The following is a 20,780-nucleotide window of genomic DNA, read 5'->3' as shown; positions in this document are numbered from 1 at the left end:
TCCTAATGTCAGCCTTCGAGATGGCGAAACGCCTCGTGTGCGGATGTCACGCTCCGCCGCAACGCCTGCTCGAGGTGGCCCGCGTCCTCGGCGAGCCGTTCTATCTCGGGTACGGCCAGCGCGTCCGCCCCCGACTCGGCCAGCAGTTCCTCGTAACGGGGCAGCCTGGCACGCAGTTCCTCGATCTGGCCGCGGGCGTGGTAGGCGGCCTCGGCCTCGGCCACGTGGCGCGCGTACCCCTCCAGGGCCTCCACGCGCGCCAGGACGGCGGCCTCGCTGCTGTCGAGGGCGCGCTCCAGCGGCGCGACCGCCTCGGCTACCTCCGCCGTGACCCCGCGCCCGAGCAGCGCGCGGTGCTCGGTGCGCAGCGAGGAGAGCTTGGCCAGCAGGCGGGCGATCTCCCATTCCTGGGCGGGTAGCATGATGGCGTTGCGCACGTCGTCGAGCAGGCCCTCGGCGTTGACGTGGGAGCGCAGGACGGTCCCGATGGCCTCCTGGGCGCGGCCCAGGATCGCCTGCGCCTCGGTGTCGAAGTCCTCGGGCAGCAGGTAGCGGCCCTCGTGCCAGCGGGCGCGTTCGTAGACGACGCGCTCGTGGATCCTGCTCTCCGGCGGAGACTCGTTGAAGGCGGCCATCCTGACCAGCACCAGCACCACGAAGGCGCCGAGAACCACGAAGCCCGCCGGGGCCACGCGCGACTCCATCAGCACGGTCACCAGCGCGATCATGGGCGGGGTGGCCAGCAGGAGCACCAGGCTGGAGGGGTTCCTGCGCGCGTGCTCCTTGGCCACGGGCTCGGGCCGCCAGCCTAAGCGGATCTTGGACAGCAGGTGGGCGTTCGCACGCAGGATACCGGCCGTCTCGGCGGAGACCGCTGGGTCGATGACCACGCTCACAGGCTGTCCCGGCAACTGGCGCCCCCAAATGCTGGTTTGCCCGGATACTACGGCGATTTCCGGGCCAGTGGCAGACATTTCGAAGCCCGGCTGGTTATGCGGAGGTTATGTGACAATCACCAGACTTACGGGTGTTTAAGATCATCAGGGGGAAGAGTGCGAGTGCTGATCGCCGAGGACGAGCGCATGCTCGCCGACTCGATCGCGGAGGGGCTGCGCGCCGAGGCGCTGGCCGTGGACGTCGCCTACGACGGGGAGTCGGCGCTGGAGCGGCTGTCGGTGAACGCCTACGACGTCCTCGTCCTCGACCGCGACCTGCCGCTGGTCCACGGGGACGAGGTGTGCAGGCGGGTCGTCGCCGACGGCGCGCTGGTGCGCGTGCTCATGCTGACGGCCTCCGGCGATATCCGGGCGCGGGTGGCGGGCCTGTCCCTGGGCGCCGACGACTACCTGCCGAAGCCGTTCGCGTTCGAGGAACTGGTGGCGCGGGTGCACGCCCTCGGCCGCCGGGCCCGGCCCGCCGACCCGCCCATGCTGGAGCGGGCGGGGGTGCGGCTGGAGTGGGCGCACCGCCAGGTCTTCCGCGAGGGCAGGTACGTGCCGCTGGCGCGTAAGGAGTTCGGCGTACTGGCCGAGCTGCTGCGGGCCAGGGGCGCGGTCGTGTCGGCCGAGGATCTGCTGGAGAAGGTGTGGGACGAGCACATCGACCCGTTCACCAACACCGTGCGCACCACGATGATGAAGCTGCGCAGGAAGCTCGGCGAGCCGCAGGTCATCGAGACCGTGCCGGGATCGGGGTACCGCATCCCGTGAACATGCGCCTGCGTATCTCCGTGGCCTGCGCCGCGGTCTTCCTCCTGCTGGGCACGGTCGTGCTGGTCACGGTCTACCTCGTCGTGCAGCAGAGCCTCGCCTACCGCACCGGCCTGATGACGCCGACCCGCATCTCGGTCAACGTGCCCTCCGAGTACGGCCCCGGCGAGTTCGGCCGTTTCTCCACCCCCTACGAGATCGCCCGCGCGCGGGCCATACAGGTCCACGAGGTCTACCGCCGCGACACGCTGGCCAACCTGCGCCTGATCGGCCTGACCGGCCTGGCGGTCGGGACCGGCCTGGCCTTCCTGGCCGGCGGGCGGGCGGCCTCATGGGCGATGGGCCCGGTGACGCGGGTGACCGAGACCGCCCGCAGGGTGGCCCAGAGCCACGACTTCACCGAGCGCATCGGCTACGAGGGCCCGCGTGACGAGGTGGCCGAGCTGGCCGGGACGTTCGACACCATGGTGGGCCGCCTGGCGCGCTCCTTCGACGGCCAGCGGCGCTTCGTCGCCAACGCCTCCCACGAGCTGCGCACCCCGCTGACCATCAACAGAACCCTGGTCGACGTGGCCGTGCGCCGTCCCGACGCCACCGAGGACGTCAAACGGCTCGGCGAGTCGCTGCTGCTGGTCAACACCCGGCACGAACGGCTCATCGACGGGCTGCTCGCGCTGGCCGAGGGCGAGCGGGCTTTGCTGGACCGGCGGCCGTTCGACCTCATGGACGTGGCCGAGCACGTGCTCGACCAGGTGGCCGCCGAGGCCGCCAAGGCGGAGGTGAGCATCCACCGGCTGCTGGACGCCGCGCCCACCAGCGGCGAGGCGGTGCTGGTGGAGCGGCTCGTGCAGAACCTCGTCGAGAACGCGGTCCGCCACAACCACCAGGGCGGCGAGGTCTGGGTGACGACGCGGGAGCGGTCGTCGCAGGTCGAGCTGGTGGTGGCGAACACGGGTCTGCCGGTACCCCCGTACGAGCTGGAGTCCATCTTCGAGCCGTTCCGCCGGCTGCACGGGGATCGGCTGCGCTCCGACCGGGGCAGCGGGCTGGGGTTGTCGATCGTGCGCGTGATCGCCGAGGCCCACGGGGGCACGGTGACCGCGCGGCCCCGGGAGGAGGGCGGGCTGACGATCACCGTCGAGCTGCCCAGGGACGACGCGCCCTAGTTTCGGATGACCGATATCCTGACCCCACTTCGGGCGATTTTTCGGGAGATGCGGTGGAACTGCGGGGCAAAGTCGTCCTGGTGACGGGCGCGTCGTCGGGCATCGGGGCGGAGACGGCCAGGGAGTTCGCCCGCGCCGGGGCCCGGCTGGTCCTGACCTCCAGGAACGAGGTCAGGCTCCACGCCCTGGCCACGGAGCTGGGCAAGTCGCACGTCTTCCCCGCCGACCTGGGCGATCCCGCGGCCGTCACCGCCATGGCCGAGCACGTGAAAGCCGCGGTCGGCGTCCCCGACGTCATCGTGAACAACGCGGGCGCGGGGCTGTGGCTGTTCGCCGACGAGACCTCTCCCGAGCGGTTCAGGGAGCTGGCCGCGGTGCCGTTCCTCGCCGCGGGCTACGTGAGCACCGCCTTCGCCCGCGACATGGTACGGCGGGGCAGCGGCCGCATCGTCGTCGTCAACTCGCCCGCCTCCCGGATCGCCTGGCCCGGGGCCTTCGGTTACACCGCCGCCCGGTGGGGACTGCGCGGCCTGGTCGCCGCCCTCCGCGCCGACCTGCACGGGACCGGGGTCGGGGTGACCGAAATCATCCCCGGCAAGGTGTCCAGTGACTACTTCGCCAACAATCCCGGCTCGGAGGAGCGCATCCCCCGCGTCGCCGACCTCATCCCCACCGTCACCCCCGCTCAGGTGGCCAGGGCGCTGGTCAACGCGGTGCGGCGGGATCGGGGGCGGACGTCGTTGCCGGTCATGATGCGCCTCATGCTGGGCGCCGCCTGGGCCTCGCCTACCGTGACCCGCTTGCTGGCGACCAAGACCGGAGCGCGCCGCACCGTCTGACCGCCCGGCGACCACGCCCCCGCCTGACCTCCCGGGACCAAGGCACCTACCAACCTGACGGTAGCTCCGAGGACCAAAGCGCCTACCGACCTGACGGTAGGTTTCCAGGACCAGGGAACCTACCAACCTGATGGTAGCTCTGAGGACCAAAGTGCCTACCGACCTGACGGTAGATTCCCAGGACCCTTAGGCAACGAGCTTCCAGGACCGAGGCTCCTCGTCGATGGCGAGCTTCCGGGACCTGGACCTGCCGGGTTGCCCGAGTGGACCTTGCTTGCCGTACCGCCTGGGGTTGGGGTTGGGGTGGTCAGCGGCTGGATCGGGAGCGGGTGACGGCGACCCCGGCCAGGCACAGCAGGCCGCCCGCGAACGTCAGCCAGCCGGGCACCTCGCGCAGCACCAGCCAGGACATCGCCACGACCAGCGCGGGAACGGCGTAGGTGGTGGCGCCCATCTTGCCCGCGGTGGTCCGGGCCAGCGCGTACGCCCAGGTGGTGAACGCGACGGCGGTCGGGAACACGCCCAGATACACCAGGTTGAGCGTGGACGACAGCGGTGCCTTCGCCGCCTCGGTGACCAGTTGCCCGGCGAAGGGCAGGCAGGCGATCGTGCCGACGATGCATCCGTAGGCGGTGACCTGGAGGGCGGAGGCGTACCGGAGGGCGGGCTTCTGCGCCATGATCGCAACCGCCCACGAGACGGCGGCCAGCACGCACAGCCCGACCCCCAGCACCGACGAGGCGCCGCCCTCCGACATCGAGACCCCGACCACTGCCGCGCCCGCGAACGAGACCGCCATCCCCGCCAGCAGCCGCCGGGGGAAGCCCTCCCTGAGCAGCCACCCGCCGAGCAACGCGATCAGCACCGGCCCGATCCCCAGGACCATGGCCGCGGTTCCGGCGTCAACCTGCTGCTCACCCCAGTTCAGCGCCACCATGTAGACGCCGAACCACAACACCCCCGACACCGCGATCCCCGGCCAAGCCTTGCGTGAGGGCAACCCTTCCCGACGCACCAGCAGGATCAGACCAAGCGCGATGGACCCCGCCAGCAACCGTCCGAGCGCCAGCGCGCCGGGCGAATAATCCTGTACGGCCACGCGAATCGAGACAAAGGCCGACGCCCACAACACCACGGTCACCCCGGCCGCCAGCATGGCCCGCCGGTCCGTCCTCACCTCAACACTCTGCTCCATACCCCCGACCCTAGGGCCACGACATTTCACCCTTCATCTAATTATCCCCACCCACCCCACCCCGGCCTCCGTGCACTCCTCTGAAGGCATGTGGGGTTGCCCGGAGGCCGTCGGATACCCGCAGAACCGGACAGAGCGGAAGGAGCCAGGCCGAGCGGGGCGAGCCAGGCCGAGCGGGGCGAGCAGGCCAGGACGGGCCGGGCGGCGGAGGCGGTGGATGCCCGCAGAGCCGGGCGGAGCGGGCAAGGCGGACAGAGCCAGGGCGAGCGGAGTCAGGCAAGGCAGCCCGCGCGGGCCGGGCGGGCCGGGGCGGCCGGGGGCCGGGGCGGGCCGGGCGGGGCGGGGCGGGCGGAGTCAGGCCGGGCAGCCCACGCGGGCGGAGCCCGGTCGAGCGGGGAGAGCGGGCCCGGGGGCCGGGGCGGGCCGGCAGCCCGCGTGGGCGGAGCCAGGCTGAGCGGGGAGAGCAGGCCGGGGGCTGGGGGGCCGGGCGGACCGGGGGCCGGGCGGGTGGGGCAGGCCGGGCGGGCGGGGGGTGGGGGTGGTTAGAGGGCGTCGGTGATTTCTTGGAGGGCGGTGGGGTCCTCGATGGTGGACGGGGTGCGGTATGGGCGGCCGGCGGCGATGTCGCGCATGGTTGCCCGGAGGATCTTGCCGGAGCGGGTCTTCGGGAGCCGGGTCACGACCAGGGCGCGGCGGAAGGCGGCCACGGGGCCGATGCGGTCGCGGATCATGGTGGCGAGTTCGCGTTCCAGGTCGGCGGGGTCGCGTTCGGCACCGGCCTTCAGGACTACGAAGCCCATGGGCAACTGGCCCTTCAGGGGGTCGTCGACGCCGATCACCGCGCATTCCGCCACGTCCGGGTGGGCCGCGATGACCTCTTCCATGGCGCCGGTGGACAGGCGGTGCCCGGCCACGTTGATGACGTCGTCGATGCGGCCCATGACGTAGAGGTAGCCGTCGGCGTCGATGTAGCCGCCGTCGCCGGTGAGGTAGTGGCCGGGGTAGCGGGTCAGGTACGACTCGGTGAAGCGCCGCTCGTCCCTGAACAACGTGGGCAGGCAGCCGGGCGGCAACGGCAGCCTGATCGTTACGGCGCCTTCCACGCCGGGCGGGCAGTCGGCGCCCGAGGGGTCCAGGATGCGCACGTCGTAACCGGGCACGGGCTTGGTCGGCGAGCCGGGCTTGAGGGGAAGCTGTTCGATGCCGACGCAGTTGGCGGCGATGGGCCAGCCGGTCTCGGTCTGCCACCAGTGGTCGATGACGGGGATGCCGAGCAGGCCCCCGGCCCAGTGGTAGGTGTCGGGGTCGAGGCGCTCACCGGCGAGGAACAGATGCCGCAGACCGGAAAGGTCGGTCTTCGCCACCCACTCCCCCGCCGGGTCCTCCTTCTTGATGGCCCGGATCGCCGTCGGCGCCGTGAACAGCACGCGCACCCCATGCTCGGCCACCACCCGCCAGAACGCCCCGGGATCCGGGGTTGCGACAGGTTTGCCCTCATACAGGACGGTGGTGCAACCGGCCAGCAACGGCGCGTACACGATGTAGGAGTGCCCGACCACCCACCCGACGTCCGAGGCCGCCCAGAACACCTCGCCGGGCGCGACCCCGTAGACGGCGCCCATGCTCCAGTGCAGCGCGACCGCGTGCCCGCCATTGTCGCGCACGACGCCTTTGGGCACGCCGGTGGTGCCGGAGGTGTAGAGGACGTAGAGCGGGTCGGTGGCCCGGACGCTGACGCATCCGGCGGGCTCGGCGGCGCTCACGGCCTCGGCCCAGTCGAGGTCGCGGCCGGGCTCCAGTTCCGCGCGGCACTGGGGGCGCTGCAGGATCACGCATGCGCCCGGCCGGTGCTCGGCCTGGTGGAGGGCGGCGTCGAGCAGCGGCTTGTACTCCACCAGGCGGGACGGTTCGATCCCGCACGAGGCCGACAGCACCACCTTGGGCCGCGCGTGGTCGATCCGCACAGCCAGTTCCGGCGCCGCGAACCCGCCGAACACCACCGAGTGCACCGCCCCCAGCCGGGCGCAGGCCAGCATGGCGACGACGGCCTCGGGGACCATGGGCATGTAGATCACCACGGTGTCGCCGCGGCCGACGCCGAGCCCGGCCAGCATGCCCGCGGTCCGCGCCACCTCGCCGAGCAGCTCCCGGTAGGTGTAGGTCCGTTTGGTTCCCGTGACCGGGCTGTCGTAGACGAGCGCCGCCTGCTCACCGCGTCCGCCGGCGACGTGCCGGTCGAGCGCGTTGTGGCAGGTGTTCAGCCACCCGTCCGCGAACCACCGCCCGTCGGCGTGGACCGTTTCGGGCGCCACGTCCCATTCGATCCCCTGCGCCGCCTCGGCCCAGAACCGCTCGGGCTGCTCGATGCTCCGCCGATACACCTCATCAAACCCCACCCCCCGATCCCACCAGTCCCCCACTCCCCGATCAACCCGCTTCCCCACTTCTCGTGCCGCGGTTCGGTGGGCCTTTGTTCACGTTCTCTCCGTCCGGCCTTCCGTTACGGCAAGCCGTCCCAGCCACCTCCCACCGACCCCAGCCGGGTTCCACGCCTTCCACGCTCGTCGGGCGCGCGGGCTCGGCCCCGTGACGGCCGCACCCTTGCCCAGTTGGGTGGTCAAGCGTGCGGCCGTCGCGGCGAGCACCCGCGCTGCCCGGGGAGCGTGAAAGTGACAGGGCGGCAGGGCGACGGCGGGAGGCGGTCTGGACGGCTTGCCGTAACAGAAAGTCCTGGACGGAAAGGCCCGAGACCGACAGCACCCCGGAAAAGGGGCGGCAAACCGGGGAGCTGGGTGGATACGGTCTGCAAGGAGAAAAGGGGGTCGGTTTTGGGGGATGATCTGATTCTGTCGGTGGTGGTGGGGTCGCGGGGTTATGGGCTGGATGTCGCCGGGTCGGACACCGATCGCCGAGGGGTGTTCGTGGCGCCGACGCAGGCGTTCTGGCGGCTCGACAAGCCGCCCACCCATCGGGACGGTCCGCTGCCCGAGCAGTTCTCGTGGGAGGTGGAGCGCTTCTGCGTGCTCGCGCTGGAGGCCAATCCGACCGTGCTGGAGTGCCTGTGGACGCCGCTCGTCGAGGTGATCACCCCGTTCGGCGAACGGCTGCGGGGGATGCGGCGCGCTTTCCTGTCCGAGCGGGCCCGCCAGACGTTCTGGGGGTATGCCGAGGCCCAGTTCCGCCGCCTCGACCCCGCCGCGCCCAAGTGGAAGCAGGCCATGCACATGATCCGCCTCATGCGCTGCGGCCTCGACCTCGTGCGGCACGGGGAGCTCGTGATCGAGGTCGGCCAGGACCGCGAGCGGCTGCTGGCCGTCAAGCGGGGCGAGGTCGCGTGGGCGGAGGTGGCGGCGTGGCGGGAGAGGCTGGCGGGCGAGCTGGCCGCCGCGCACAGCGTGCTGCCCGCCAAGCCCGACCGCGCGGCCGTCGAGGAGTTCCTGCTGGACGTCAGAAAGGCCCACCTGTGAACCTGCCCGGCTGGCTGCCGCAGATCCCGGGCGAGCAGCCGTACCCGCTGGTGTTCGCGACCGTGAGCGGCGCGCACCTCTACGGGTTCCCCTCGCGCGACTCCGACGTGGACCTGCGCGGCGCGCACGTGCTGCCGTTGCGCGAGGTCGTCGGGCTGCGCACCGGTCCCGAGACGCTCGACCGCACCTGGACGCGCGAGGCGGTCGAGGTGGACCTGGTGACGCACGACCTGGCCAAGTTCTGCCGGTTGCTGCTCAACCGCAACGGCTACGTGCTCGAACAACTGCTGTCCCCGCTGGTCGTGGCCACCTCACCGGCGCACGCGGAGCTGACCGCGCTCGCGCCCGGCTGCCTGACCCGCCACCACGCCCACCACTACCTCGGCTTCGCCCGCACCCAGTGGCGCCTGTTCGAGAAGACGGGCGAGCTCAAGCCGCTCCTCTACACCTTCCGGGTGCTGGCCACGGGCACGCATCTGATGCGCGCGGGCGAGCTGGTGGCCGACCTCACCCGGCTGTTCGCATACGGCCCCGCCTACCTGCCCGAACTGGTGGAGGTGAAGCGGGAGGCCGAGCACGGGGCGGCGCCGCCGATCGAGGGGGTGGGCGAGGACGTGGCCCGGATGACCGCCGCCCTCCAGGAGGCCCAGAGCGCCTCCGCACTCCCCGAGACCGCCACGACCCACGACGCGCTGAACGACCTGGTCATCCGGCGCCGCCTGGCCTCCTAGTCCTTCTCGCCGGTCAGGTCCGCGCCTGCCAGAGGCGGAGGGTGAGGTCCTCGTCGGCGCGTTCGGCGTAGGCCATGGCGGCCGTCCAGGCGCGGGCCAGCTCGCCGGGCGGTTCCGGCAGCGACTCGCCGGTCACGGTGCGCCGGACGGCGGCGGCCCGGCGGGACAGGTTCTCCAGGAGGACGGCGGCCGTGGGCAGCCCGTCGCGGCGCAGGCGGGCGGCGGTGACGGCGAGCGTGGCGGCGGCTGTCGGGCCCGCGGTCCCCCGTCCGCCCATGGCCACCCGGTGCAGTACGCGGCGCAGCGGGGTGAGCGGGGTCGCCGGGCGGGCCGGTCTGGGCGGGAGCGGCTCGCCTGCCGGGCCCGGGAGGTCGGCGAAGGACAGGTCGCGCTGGTCGGCGGCCAGGATGGTGACCACGCCCGGGTGCTCCCTGGCCACGCGGACGATCACCCTGCGCGGGCCGTTTCCTCCAAGTTTGCGGAGGTTGGCCTCGGCGGTGGGGGTGGCGCCGGTGGCGGTCAGGGTGAGGGCGGCGGCGCGCAGGTCGCGCCCCTCCGGCTCGGCGGCTGTGCGCAGCTCGCGGCCCTCCAGCTCGGCGTCGAGGAACATCAGGCCGCCCCGCTCGCCGCGCAGCGCCCTCTCCAGTTGGGCTGCCGGGGGTTCTGTCCACAAGTCTGCTGTCCAGGCGGATTCGCCGTGGATCGCCGCCTTGGTGTCCTTGGTGCTGCTGAGCCTTCCATCGTCGCCGGCCGCGGCGTTCTGGGCGAAGACGCTGGTACGGCCCAGGCGTTCCGGCGAGATCGCCAGGCCGCCGAAGCGGACCGCGGTGCGGTAGGCGGCGGCGGTGCGTTGCGCGCCGCCGGGTACCACGTCAGCGACGCTGAACAGGCGGCCCGCGTCGTCGGCCAGCCACGTCACGACGCCCGCGTAGCCGGAGGCGGTGACGACGGGCTCGGTAAACAGACCCTGCAGGATGAGCGGCGGGAGGGGTTCGTAGCGCCGCCTGCCGGGTTGGGCGGAAAGCCCGCCGGCCCGGGCGGCGGGCCCGTCGTCGTGGGCGGCGGGCCCGTCGTCCGCTCGCCAGGCCGTCCTGAGCAGTTCGGCCAGGTCCTCGGCATAGCGTGCCAGCTCGAACTCCGGCCGCTTGGCCGCCACGTCATGAACACCCTGGGCCACCGCGGTGGCCAGCCTGGCCAGGGTGGGCTGCCGGTCCTCGGCGCAGGCATGGGCCGCCCGCAGCAGCCGCTCCCTGGCGGCGGCGCCCGCATGGGCCACCCCGGTCGCCAGCACCTCCGCCCCAGCCTCCCACGCCGTCCCCACCGCTCCCGCTGCGCCTGGACCTCTCGCCTCCGGCCCCTCACCTTCCGAGCGCGCTTGGTCACTTCCGACGGCGTCGCTCGGGCCAGCAGGTCTGTCGCCGGCGCCGGTGGGCATCGCGCACGGGGCGGTGGGTGTGGCGCGCGGGTGGGTGGGTGTGGGGTTCGGCGCTGGTGTGGAGCTGGGAGCGGCGGGTGTGTCGCCCGGCCCGGCGAAGGGCCCGGGCGGGGCGGCAACGGGCAGGGCGCTCAGGACGGCCAGGGTGTGCAGGCAGCGCGGGGTCAGCAGGCAGGTGCAGGTGATCTGGGCCAGGTCGGTCAGGATGCCTTCGCGCGGCAGCCGTACCGTCTCCTGGCCTGTGCAGACGTGCAGTTCGCCGCCTTCGGGACGCCACTGCCAGCTCTCCGCCGCGCCCGGCGCGGCGTCGAGGCGCTTCATGACCCGGGCGGGGGCGGCGGCGAGGGCCGCGGCCAGGACGGCGGGAGCCACCTCCGGTCTCATCCGCGCACCCGCTCCGCGATCCAGGCGGCCAGCTCGGACGGGGACAGGGCGGCGACCGGCATTCCGGCGGCGGCCACCTGTTCGGCGATGGCGCGGTTGTAGACGGGTTTGCCCTGGTCGTCCAGGGCGGCCAGGCCGAGGGGGTGGGCGCCGGATCCGGCCAGGGCGCGCACTTCGGACAGGAGGCGGCCGACCGACACCCCTTCGTCGAAGTCGCTGACCACGGCGACGATGCTGCGGCGGGGGACGGTGAGGCGTTCGCGGGTGTAGCGCAGGGCGGCGCCGATGTCGGTGCCGCCGCCCACGGACACCTCCAGCAGCAGGGACAGGGGGTCCGCTACCCGGTCGGACAGGTCGGCTACCTCGGTGGAGAACGTGACGAAGCGTACGCTCAGTGCCGGAACGCCGTGCAGGACGGCGGCGACCAGTGCGGCGTAGATGGTCGAGCGTTCCATGGAGCCCGACACGTCCACGCACAGGTGCAGGTGCCAGTCGGCGCCCCGCCGCGCCCGGGTCCTGAACACGGGACGCTCGACCACCACCTCCGGCCCGCGTTCGGTGAGCCGGGCGGTGTGGAGGTTGCGGCGCAGGGTTCTGTGCAGGTCGACGGGTCCGCCGGGACGGTACGTGGGCCGCGGTGTGGTCAGCCCCGTCAGCGCCGGACGCATGCGCCGGGCCAGCTTCTCGGTCAGCTCGGCCACCACCCTCGCCACCAGCGGGCGCAGTCGGGCCAGCCGCGCCTCGGGCAGCGCTCCGGCCAGGGCCAGCATCCCTTCGAGCAGGCCGACGTCCGCGGTGACCCGGTCGTGGTCCAGGGCCAGGAGGGCGTCCACCCGCCCGCGCGCCGCGGCCCGCGCCACGACCTCCTCACGCACCCGGGCCCCGAACAGCACCTCCAGCTCCTCCACCCACTCCCGCGCGGACGGATACGGCCGGCCCGCGCCGCCGCCCTCGGCCCCCTCTCCCGTCCCCGCCCCGTAGAGGTCGTCCAGAGCCCGCGCGACCACCTGGGCGGAAGGTTCCAGCCGCTCCGCCTCCCGCCCCAGCACCATGCGCCACCGATCCACCCGCGAGATCCGCCCCCCACGGTCCGCCCCCACCGGGCCCCGCGCGGCAATCCCACCGTCCGCGACCTCGCCGGGAGCGCCGTCCGCAGCCTCGCCGGGCGCGGAGTCCGCGACCTCACCGGGCGCGGAGTCCGCGGCCTCGCCGGGCGCGCCGTCCAAAATCGCAGGGTCCAGTTCCAGTACGGCCAGCCGCCCCGCCTCGTCGGCCGCGGCCCAGGCGGCGAGGTCCCCGGCCGGGGCGTGGAGGGTCAGGTCGGCGTCCAGGCCGAGGCTGTCGAGCAGGCGCTGGCGGGAGGCCGGGGACAACGCCTCGAACCCGTCACGCAGCGCGGGCAGCCGGGCCAGGAAACCGGCGTCGTCCCAGGCTTCGACACGCTCGGCGAGCGGGGCCAGCAGTTCGGCCGATGCCTCCAGCAGGGGCCCGGCCACCAGCACCACCCCCGCCACCCGCCCCGCCACCACGGCCCCCGCCTCCGCTCCGGTCCGCTCCTTGGGCGGCTCCGGGGTCGGAGGTGCGGCGGAGTCGGCCCAGGCGGCCAGGCGTACTGACAACGCGGCGGGGGTGGTGGTGCCGGTGACCAGCAACGCAGCGGCGGCGGCGCCCTGGGCCAGAGAAGTGCCCTGCTCGGCCATGCGGCGCAACGTCCATGTCAGGCGGGCGCGTCCGGGGACGAGCCGGATCAGTTCGCCGAGCAGGGCCGCGTCCTCGTGGCGGGTCATCCCGGACAGGCCCTCGACGGCGGCGACGGCGGCGGTGAGGACGAGTTCGGTCGCCTCGTGCAGGCCGGGAGGCGGGGAGGGCAGGGCGGCGAGGCGGCAGAGGAGACGGTGGCAGGCCACCAGGTCCGCGGGCCCGGCCACGGGGATGAAATCCTTCGCCAAACGGGTCACCAGCTCGGCGGTCAGCTCGGGCAGGCCGCATTCGGTGGCTTTGTCCAGGATGTCGGGGAGCCGGCCGGACTGAACCGCGGCGCGGCGGAGGTGGCCTTCCGCGGCGGGGGCGAGGGTGGTGCCGTAGACGGCGGCCCGTTCCAGGGTGGCCTCGGTCAGCGGACGCCAGCGGGCCGTCCACGAACGGCCCAGCGTGTCGGCCCCGCCGACACCGGTCATGGGACGTTCTTCCGCGTAACCGACGTCCAGGGCGCACAGGCGGCTGAGGGCGAGGTGACGGCGCCGGTCGAGGGGTGAGCGGTGCGGGTCCAGGCGCAGCACGGCCTCGGGCTCCCCCGGTCCGGGCAGGCCCAGGTCGGCGACGAGTTCCTCGACGTGGGTCAGCAGGCCGGAGCGCGGGGCGGCGGGGTCGACCTGGCCGCGGCGGGTGCCGACGAGGACACGTTCGGCGGCACGGGCCACGGCGCGGGCGCGGCCGAGGGGCTCACCTTGGGCCAGGGCGCTTTGGAGGGCTTCGACCAGTTCGCGGCGGCCGGGGGCGGGGAGGCCGCGGAGGGCGGCCAGGTCGCGGGCCATGCCGTACGCGGCCTTGGCGTCGGGGACGCCCGCCACGTGCCCGTCGCGCCGCAACTGCGCGCAGATCCGCGCGATCACCTCGGCGGCGGCGCGCTCCACGGCGGCGGGCGCGCCCTCGGCCAGGTGGACGGCCTGGCGCCACTCCGGGTCCCTGATGCCCGCCGGGTAACCGGATCGCGAGTCGAGCAGCTCGAACCCGTAGGGCACCAGCGCGGTCACCACGTCCCCCGGCGCCGCGGGGAGTACGGGCGCGGGCTCAGGCCCGGTGGGCGGCTCGTGGGTGGTGGGGAAGGTCAGGGCGGGGGTGTGGAAGGCGCCGGTGATGACGGCCGCCCCCGCCGGTCCGATCTCGGCGATCCGGCGGCGCATCCACGCCTCCCTGACCAGATCCCGTTCCGAGACAACCCCGGCGTCCTCCCGCATGGCCCAGCCGACGGCGAGGGCGGCGCGGCGGATCCGGCCGGGCTCGGCCCCGTAGGAGGGCGTCTCGACAAGGCGGTCCCACAGCTCCTCATGGTCGTCCACGCCGGCCCGCCGCATCAGGGCGGGCACCAGCGACCCGGAGGGAGTGTCGCCGGACAGCCCGGTGAGCAGGTCGATGGCGTGCACGGGCACCCCGTTCGCGACCGCCCACCGCACCGCCGCCAGCTCCGGCGAGAAGTCCGCGAACGGATAGAACCCCAGCCGCTCCCCCGAGTCCGAGGCGACCGCCAGCGCCACGGGCGCGACGGTGGCGGGCGAGCCGAGCCAGCCCAGCCAAGGCTGCAGCTCTCCGGGCAGTTCGACGAGCACCGCCCGCGGCCGCACCGCCTCCAGCAGGTACGGCACCGCCGAAGCCAGCACCGGCGAGTGATGCCGCACCCCGATCAGATACGGCTCCCGCCCGGCGACCAGATCCTCAAGCTCCCTCACAGCCCACCGGACAACGCATCGCGCAGCTCGTAAAGCCGCCGCCACAACCGCGGCCCGCTCTCGGCCCGCCGCCGCACCGTCGTGTCCCAGTACGCCAGCAACTTGCCCTGATCGTCCGGGTCGTCCTTCCGCACGACCCCCAGCAGATACCCCGGCAGCAACGACAGCGGATCCGGCACCGGCAGGTACGCCGCCTGCAACCCCATCGACCCGGCCACCGCCACCGCCTCCGCGGTGCTCATCACCGCGCTGGGCCGCTCGACCGGCCAGCCCTCCTCGGCAGCCCCGAGCCGCAGGTCGCGGAAGGCCGTCACCAGAGCCTCCATGACCGCGTCGTCGACCTCCAGCGTGGCTCCGGCGCGGGCGAGGGCGGCCGCGGCCTGGGTGCGGACGAGCGCGACCTCGTCGGCGAGCGTCCCGATGGGCGGCACGACCTCGAAGTTGAAGCGCCGCTTCAGCGCCGCGCTCATCTCGGAGACGCCCCGGTCGCGCAGGTTCGCGGTGGCGATGACGTTGAAGCCCTGGGCGGCGTACTCGGTGGCCCCGAGTTCGGGCACGGCCATGCGCCGCTCGGACAGCACCGACACCAGCGCGTCCTGCACCTCGGGCAGGCAGCGGGTGATCTCCTCGACCCTGGCCACGGCCCCGGCGCGCATGGCGGCCAGGATCGGCGAGGGCACGAGCGCCTGGCCGCTGACGCCCTCCGCCAGCAGGAGGCGGTAGTTCCAGCCGTAGCGCAGGTGTTCCTCGGTGGTGCCGGCGGTGCCCTGGACGACCCGCTCGCTGGCGGAGCTGACGGCGGCGGCCAGCAGTTCCGACAGCATGGACTTGGCGGTGCCCGGCTCGCCGACCAGCAGCAGGCCGCGCTCGGAGGCGAGCGTGACCACGGCCCGCTCGACCAGCGCCCGCTCGCCGACGAACTTGCGGCTGACCCGGCGGCCGTCGCCCATGACGAAGTCCACGACGGCCGAGGGGGTCAGCCGCCAGCCGGGCGGGCGGGGACCGGGGCGGGCGGCCAGGTGCTCCAGCTCCTCCGCGTGGCGGACCTCGGCGGGCTCGACCTGCGCGGGCAGGCTCATCGCGGTCCCTTCCCGTCGCGCACGTGCTGCCACGCCCGCTCAAACAGCTCGGGCAGCGACGTCTCCGGCAGGCGGCGGGCGAGCGTGAGCGGATAGAGCGTCTCCAGCTTCCACGTCTCCGCGGGCAGGTCGGGCGCCTTGCCCTTGGTCCAGCCGCCGGGCAGGAAGAGGCCGCGGCCCGCGCGTTCACGCTTGGCGGCCATGACCAGGCCGCGTTCGGCCAGGACGGCGGCGGCCTTCTTGTGCCGGGCGGGCGTCCAGTCGTTCCAGGTGCGGACGTTGCGGTCGGTGGGTTCGAGGAGCGTGAGCAGTTGCAGGTAGAGGACGGCGGCGTCCTCGTCCAGGCCGAGATGGCCGGCCGCGGCGGCCACCACGTCCGGTGCACCGGCCCTGGGGTCGGCCTCCCAGCGGCCCGCTTCGAGCAGCGGGGTCCGTTCGGCCATCCGGGTGTAGCCGTCCGAGCGGAGCAGCTCGACGAGCCGCGCGGCCGGCGTCCGGTTGTCCCAGGGCGTCTCCAGCGACAGTTGCAGCCGGGAGCGTGCGTCGTCGCCGAGGAGCGCGGGGCGGAAGAAGGTCTGGCCGTGGGTGACGAGGATGGTCAGGCCGTCGTCGAGGGCGCCGACCGACTCCTCCAGTCTCCCCTGGTACGGCTCGCCGGTGAAACCCTTGGCGTCCATCGGGCCGCCGGACAGGAGCAGCCCCGGGTGGTTCAGGCGGCGCCGTACCAGATCGAGGGCGGCGGGCAGGCCCGCGCGGACGGGATGCCCGCCGGGCAGCGTGGCATACGCCCACGGCAGCGCGAGCGCGAGGTCGGCGAGCAGGTCGTTCAGGGCGACGGGCTCGACCTTCTCGTGGTAGGAGCCCCCGGTCAGCCAGGTGTCGTGGTCCCGGCTCAGCTCGACGGCCATCGACGGGTCGGTCAGGACGCCGAGCGACCTGACCGCGGGCAGCCGCAGCGGCAGGGTTCTGGCCGCGGCCACGGTCTCCTCCGGCACCCGCGCCCGCCGTCCGAAGCGGGCGGTCCACGCCTCGGCGAGGCCGCGGGCGAGCGCCTTCTGGTCCCACGGGTCGGCGGGGACGGCGGCGTCGAGCAGGTCGCGGCGTTCCTGGAGGGTGAGCGACCTGAGCTCGTCGCGGGCGACGGCGGCCTCGGCGGGCTTCAGGTCGAGGACCTCGAAGGTCTCGGCGTCGAGGAAGTCCCTGCCCCAGGTGTCGAGGCCGGGCAGCCCGGCCATCAGGAGCGCGGCGGCGGGCCGGCCGAGGCCCGTCTCCGCGCAGAGCAGCTCGACGGCCTGCGGGTCGTGCTCGGCTGGGCCCTGCGCGCGCAGCCGGTCCACGAAGGCGGACAGGGTGCCCGGGGTGGCCCAGCCGGTGGGCAGTTCGGCGGAGACGTCCAGGACCTCGCCGGCGCGGGGAGCGGTGCCGTACTCGATGAACCTGCGCCGCCGCGCCTGGTAGATGCCCGACCAGTCGGGGGTGAGGTCGAGCGCGAGGTGGGCGCCGCCGGCGGTCAGGTGGCCGGTGGGGCCGGCCACGTCGGCGACGCCGCGGCGCAGGCCGGGCTCGGCCAGCCGCGAGCGCGACCACAGCTCCAGCAGCGCGAGGATCGCGGCCCTGCGCGGCCGCGGCGTGGCGGGCGAGAGCGCCCGGACGGCGAGGCCGCCGAGCCGGCCGATCAGGTCGGTCCAGTCGTGATAGCTGCCGGGCATGCCGCTCTTGACCGCCTCGGGCGGCACCTCGCCGGCCAGGAACGCGACGGTGAAGGCGATCTGCCTGCCCGCCCCGTAGGTGAGCAGGCCCTGGCCGTTGACCAGGCCGGACAGGTCCTTGGCGAGCTCGTCGTCGTCGAGCCCGGGGATGAGGCCGGGGTCGGCGGCGGCGCCGGTGAGCAGTTCGTCGCGGCGCGCGGCCAGGTCCCTGGCCTGCCGCGCCAGTCCTGCCACGCCGCGTCGCAACCGCTCGTGCGTCACGGCGGGCGCGCTGCCCGTCATGAGCGCCCGCGCGTCCTCCTCCGACAGATTCCGCAGTACGGCGGAGCCCTCCGGATCACGCGGCGCCAGATGGTGCCAGAACGCCTGGAACGGCACCAGGGCGGTGCCCTCGCAAGCGCCTCTGGCGTTGCTCCACCGGTCGCGGCCCGTGGTGACGTCCCAGTGGAGCGTCCCGTCCGGCTCGGCGAGCATGGCCGTGGCCCCGGTGCCGAGCAGCAGCAGGGGTTCCTCGCGGCCGGGCAGGTCGAGCAGTGCCCAGGGCGTCGCGGGCAGGTTGGCGCTGCCGCCGCGGCCGTCGGCGTTGGCGTAGGTGTAGTCGCCGCCCGCCGCGTGGACGCGGAAGCCGAGCGTCTTCTCGCCTCGGCCGAGCGGCGTGTGCTCCAGTCCGTCCGGCAGCGGGGCCAGCGAGCAGCCGTCCAGGCGCAGGCCCGCGCCGGGCGGCGGCGGCGCGTCCTCCAGGAACGCCGGCAGGCTGGCCCGTCCGAGCTGTCCCGCGGCCGGGTCGAGCTCGCGCAGCACCGGCCGCCACGCCTCGGGCTGCGTCCAGAAGGTGTCGCCGTCCCAGAGCATGCGGCCGGTCTCGTCGAGCTCGAAGCGCCGGTCGCCGGGGTGCAGGGCCTTGCGGCCGGTGACCCGCCCGCCCGAGGGGGTGAGGAAGGTGTAGCCGAGGCCGCCGCGGTGCTCGTGGTGGTAGTACCAGCCGTCCTTCTGGTGGATCTCGGCGGGCGCCGACGACCAGTAGAACGAGCGGGACTCGTGCGTGCCCCAGGCGACGCGGAACGCGCCCCCGGCATAGAGCACCTCGAGGTGGGACGATCCGGCCGGCACCCGCAGGTCGTGCTCGGCGACCCGGCCGCCCGGCCCGAGCGCGATGGCCTTGGCGGCGGTGAAGACGGTCAGCACGGGCCAGCTCGCGGTGATGCGCGCCTCGTCTCCGAGCTCCTCCAGGGCCGCGTCGTAGGCGTCCCAGCCCAGCTCGTCATACACCCCCGCCCGCACGGTACGGCGCAGCGGCACGGCGAAGTCGATGCCCTCGACCGCCTCGCGCAGCCCGTCGAAGGCGGCCAGCACGGGGCCGGTGAGCGCCTTCTCCAGGTCGTCGAGCGCCGAACGCGCGTCCAGCAGCCCGCCGGAGCCCGCCGCCCGCGTCCGGTCCAGCAGCCAGGCGTGGACCATCGGCCGCAGCAGCGGGATGTCGATCAGTTCCCCGAGCTCGCGGTGGTCGCCCACGGCCCGCTCCAGCAGGGGCGCGAAGCGCGGGTCGGCGGCGACGGCGGCCAGGTCGCGGACCCGTCCGTTCATCAGCCACCTGCCCAGGTGGATGACGGCCTCACTGCGCGGGTCGGCGACCGGGACCCCGGCGGCCAGGCACGCGTCGAGCAGGTCGGGGTCGAGCATCCTCGTCCGCCAGGCCACGCCCCCTTCCAGCCGGACCGGCTCGCCCTCCGCGGCCAGCCGGCCCGCGGCCCGCGTGACCAGGTCCAGCAGCACCGGCGAGCCGGGGTCGGAGCCCCAGTCGCGTTTGAGGTGCGCCACCTGCCGCGACAGCCACGACGCCGTGACGGTCTCCAGCGCGCCCGACTCCAGCAGCAGTTCCAGCCACCACTCGTCGACGCCGGAGGCGGTCGGGAAGACCTCCAGCAGCGCCGCGTGCGGCTGGGCGAGCAGGGTGGCGCGGTAGTGCTTCCAGAACGGCAGGCGGGCCCGCTTCATCGCCGGGGCGGCGAGCAGGGTGGTGATGAGGCGTTCGTCCTCGGCGGCGAGGTCGAGCTTGGCGGCCCTGGCCAGCTTGCGCAGTTGCTTGGGCAGGTCGCTCCAGGGCGGCAGGCCGCCCAGCGTGCGCCGGACCGCCAGCTCGAACAGCTCGTCGTAGGCGCGGCGCGGCTCGTAGCGCTCGCCCAGCTCGCCGACGTAGGCGTTGACCGCCTTGACCGGGAGCGCCCCGGCCAGGGCGTACTCCAGGAACACCGCCCGGCGGGCCGCCTCGTCCACGGGCAGCGCGTAGGTGGCCTCGGCCTCGCGGGCCCGGCCGAACATCACCGCGGCCTGCCCGCCGTGCCCGGCCGCGATGAACGTGCGCCCGGCCTGCTCCCAGAAGCTCGGCAGGTGCGGGCGTGGCAGGGTTCCGGCCAGTTCCGCGTAGGCGTCGGCGGCGGCTCCCGGACGGGCGGCGGCCAGGCGGGCGGCGCGCTCCATCCCGGTGACGGCGGCCAGTGCCGCCTTGGCGCCGTCCGGGTCGTTGACCAGGGCCCACGCCGGGTAGCCGAGGCCCCGGCGGTGTCCGGTCGCCAGGGGCGGGCTGACGTGCGGCTCGCCGTACCCGAGGAAGGCCATCGCGCGGTCCTCGCCGGGCGCGGTCGTCTCGCCGACCAGGCGGATCACCGGGCGTTCGCCGAGGGCGGGGTGGATGTAGGCGCGGGCGTGGACGGCCTGGCCGCCCTCCGCACCGGCCGGGGCGAGTCCGGCGTCGAGGAGGAGGTCGTCAGTCACCGTCGGTGATCCTTCCCGCGTAGATGAGCTCGGCCATGCGCACGCCCTCCGACCAGGCGACCGGGCCGACGTCGGCGGGGTCGAGCGGGCGCTCGTCGGCGCCGACCCAGATCAGGTCCCCCGTGTACGCCTCGTAGTCGGGGCCCTCGTCGCCCAGCCAGTAGCGGGCCTGGACGGGACGGCCCGACTCCACGACCGGGCAGACGGCATAGCCGCCCCGCACCCGGAAGCCGAAGCGCGCGGCGCGGGCGGTGGCGTGGCGCAGTTCGGAGAAGCGGCCGCCGGCGTAGTCGGGCTGGGCGGCGCCCTTGTGGTGGACCTCGCGGGCCAGTTGCGGCACGCGCTGGGCCGCGCCCAGCTCCGCGGCGAACTCGCGCAGGTCGGCCAGGTCCGCCAGCAGCACCGGGTGCGGGATCAGCACCGGGCCCGGCTCCAGCCAGGTGGTCTCGGCGTCGAGGTCGACGACGCCGAGCCGGCCGTCCTGCCCGGCGTCCCTGAGCAGCCCCGGCTCCTCGCCGCGCAGGACGACGAGGTCGGTGAGCGCCTCGCGCCAGGCGGGATCGGGCCAGAGCGCGGCGATCATCGGGGACGGGACGGGGTGGCCGCCGAGCATCCAGGACTCCACCGTCGCCAGGCACTCGGCCTCGTGCCGGGCGAGGTGGTCGCGCAGGGCCAGGAGCTGCTCGGCCGCGGGCCCGTCCTTGACCGCCTTGGGGACCGATTTGAGCCGTCTGCCCGCCGCGTTGCGGCAGATGAGCGTGCCGCCGTCAAGCGCCAGCCCATAGCCGCCCTCGGCCTCCACCCAGGTGACCTCTGAAGACATGGCTGGCATCCTTCCAGAAGCCAGC

At 74.1% G+C, this 20,780-nt stretch carries 13 protein-coding genes; 5 read left to right on the top strand and 8 right to left on the bottom strand.

Annotation, left to right across the window (positions count from 1 at the left end; genetic code table 11):
- Nucleotides 1-8: 8 nt before the first annotated feature.
- The gene (locus tag ACIBEJ_RS03905; protein ID WP_397181068.1) at nt 9-890 is read right to left on the bottom strand and encodes a hypothetical protein; all 882 of its coding nucleotides are present in this window, start codon (nt 888-890) and stop codon (nt 9-11) included.
- A 162-nt stretch (nt 891-1,052) separates the two neighbouring features.
- Here ACIBEJ_RS03905 and ACIBEJ_RS03900 point away from each other — a divergent pair, with 162 nt between their 5' ends.
- From ACIBEJ_RS03900 to ACIBEJ_RS03890, 3 genes are read left to right on the top strand one after another with little or no spacing between them, the layout of a single operon-like run.
- A complete protein-coding gene (locus ACIBEJ_RS03900; RefSeq protein WP_397181067.1) occupies nt 1,053-1,709 on the top strand; it encodes a response regulator transcription factor in 657 nt (218 codons plus the stop codon).
- A 2-nt stretch (nt 1,710-1,711) separates the two neighbouring features.
- The gene (locus ACIBEJ_RS03895; protein WP_397181066.1) at nt 1,712-2,875 is read left to right on the top strand and encodes a sensor histidine kinase; all 1,164 of its coding nucleotides are present in this window, start codon (nt 1,712-1,714) and stop codon (nt 2,873-2,875) included.
- 53 nt (nt 2,876-2,928) lie between these two features.
- Nucleotides 2,929-3,714 (top strand): SDR family NAD(P)-dependent oxidoreductase, encoded by a 786-nt coding sequence (locus ACIBEJ_RS03890; RefSeq protein WP_397181065.1) that lies wholly within the window; start codon nt 2,929-2,931, stop codon nt 3,712-3,714.
- Between the two features lie 307 nt (nt 3,715-4,021).
- Here ACIBEJ_RS03890 and ACIBEJ_RS03885 read toward each other — a convergent pair whose 3' ends face one another.
- Together ACIBEJ_RS03885 and ACIBEJ_RS03880 are read right to left on the bottom strand one after the other, a co-directional pair.
- The gene (locus ACIBEJ_RS03885) at nt 4,022-4,909 is read right to left on the bottom strand and encodes a DMT family transporter (RefSeq protein ID WP_397181064.1); all 888 of its coding nucleotides are present in this window, start codon (nt 4,907-4,909) and stop codon (nt 4,022-4,024) included.
- Between the two features lie 542 nt (nt 4,910-5,451).
- Complete coding sequence (locus ACIBEJ_RS03880; RefSeq protein WP_397181063.1) at nt 5,452-7,305, bottom strand: propionyl-CoA synthetase; 1,854 nt, start codon at nt 7,303-7,305, stop codon at nt 5,452-5,454.
- A gap of 396 nt (nt 7,306-7,701) precedes the next feature.
- On the opposite strand from ACIBEJ_RS03880, the gene ACIBEJ_RS03875 reads away from it, so the two are divergent.
- Nucleotides 7,702-8,376, top strand: a complete 675-nt coding sequence (locus ACIBEJ_RS03875; RefSeq protein ID WP_397181062.1) for a DNA polymerase beta superfamily protein — start codon at nt 7,702-7,704, stop codon at nt 8,374-8,376.
- Nucleotides 8,373-9,107: a DNA polymerase beta superfamily protein gene (locus ACIBEJ_RS03870; RefSeq protein WP_397181061.1), complete on the top strand. Its 735-nt coding sequence runs from the start codon at nt 8,373-8,375 to the stop codon at nt 9,105-9,107. Before ACIBEJ_RS03875 ends, ACIBEJ_RS03870 begins: the two co-directional genes overlap by 4 nt.
- Nucleotides 9,108-9,120: 13 nt before the next feature.
- Here the strand turns inward: ACIBEJ_RS03870 and ACIBEJ_RS03865 are convergent, their stop codons facing one another.
- The 5 genes from ACIBEJ_RS03865 to ACIBEJ_RS03845 are packed head-to-tail and all read right to left on the bottom strand — an operon-like array spanning nt 9,121 to nt 20,755.
- Nucleotides 9,121-10,926 (bottom strand): hypothetical protein, encoded by a 1,806-nt coding sequence (locus tag ACIBEJ_RS03865; RefSeq protein WP_397181060.1) that lies wholly within the window; start codon nt 10,924-10,926, stop codon nt 9,121-9,123.
- Entirely contained in the window at nt 10,923-14,372 is a 3,450-nt protein-coding gene (locus ACIBEJ_RS03860) for a DUF5682 family protein (protein WP_397181059.1), read from the bottom strand. Before ACIBEJ_RS03860 ends, ACIBEJ_RS03865 begins: the two co-directional genes overlap by 4 nt.
- On the bottom strand, nt 14,369-15,451 hold the full coding sequence (locus tag ACIBEJ_RS03855; RefSeq protein WP_397181058.1) for an AAA family ATPase: 1,083 nt from the start codon (nt 15,449-15,451) through the stop codon (nt 14,369-14,371). Before ACIBEJ_RS03855 ends, ACIBEJ_RS03860 begins: the two co-directional genes overlap by 4 nt.
- Nucleotides 15,448-19,932: a hypothetical protein gene (locus ACIBEJ_RS03850; protein WP_397181057.1), complete on the bottom strand. Its 4,485-nt coding sequence runs from the start codon at nt 19,930-19,932 to the stop codon at nt 15,448-15,450. Before ACIBEJ_RS03850 ends, ACIBEJ_RS03855 begins: the two co-directional genes overlap by 4 nt.
- Nucleotides 19,925-20,755, bottom strand: coding sequence for a DUF4132 domain-containing protein (locus ACIBEJ_RS03845; RefSeq protein ID WP_397181056.1), 831 nt, complete (start codon nt 20,753-20,755; stop codon nt 19,925-19,927). The genes ACIBEJ_RS03850 and ACIBEJ_RS03845 overlap by 8 nt, the downstream gene beginning before the upstream one ends.
- Between the last annotated feature and the right edge of the window lie 25 nt (nt 20,756-20,780).

This window comes from Nonomuraea sp. NPDC050790, from assembly GCF_044456745.1.
In the GTDB taxonomy this organism is placed as follows: domain Bacteria; phylum Actinomycetota; class Actinomycetes; order Streptosporangiales; family Streptosporangiaceae; genus Nonomuraea.
Note: the sequence above shows the minus strand (reverse complement) of the source record. Positions and strands in the feature narration are given on the sequence as shown.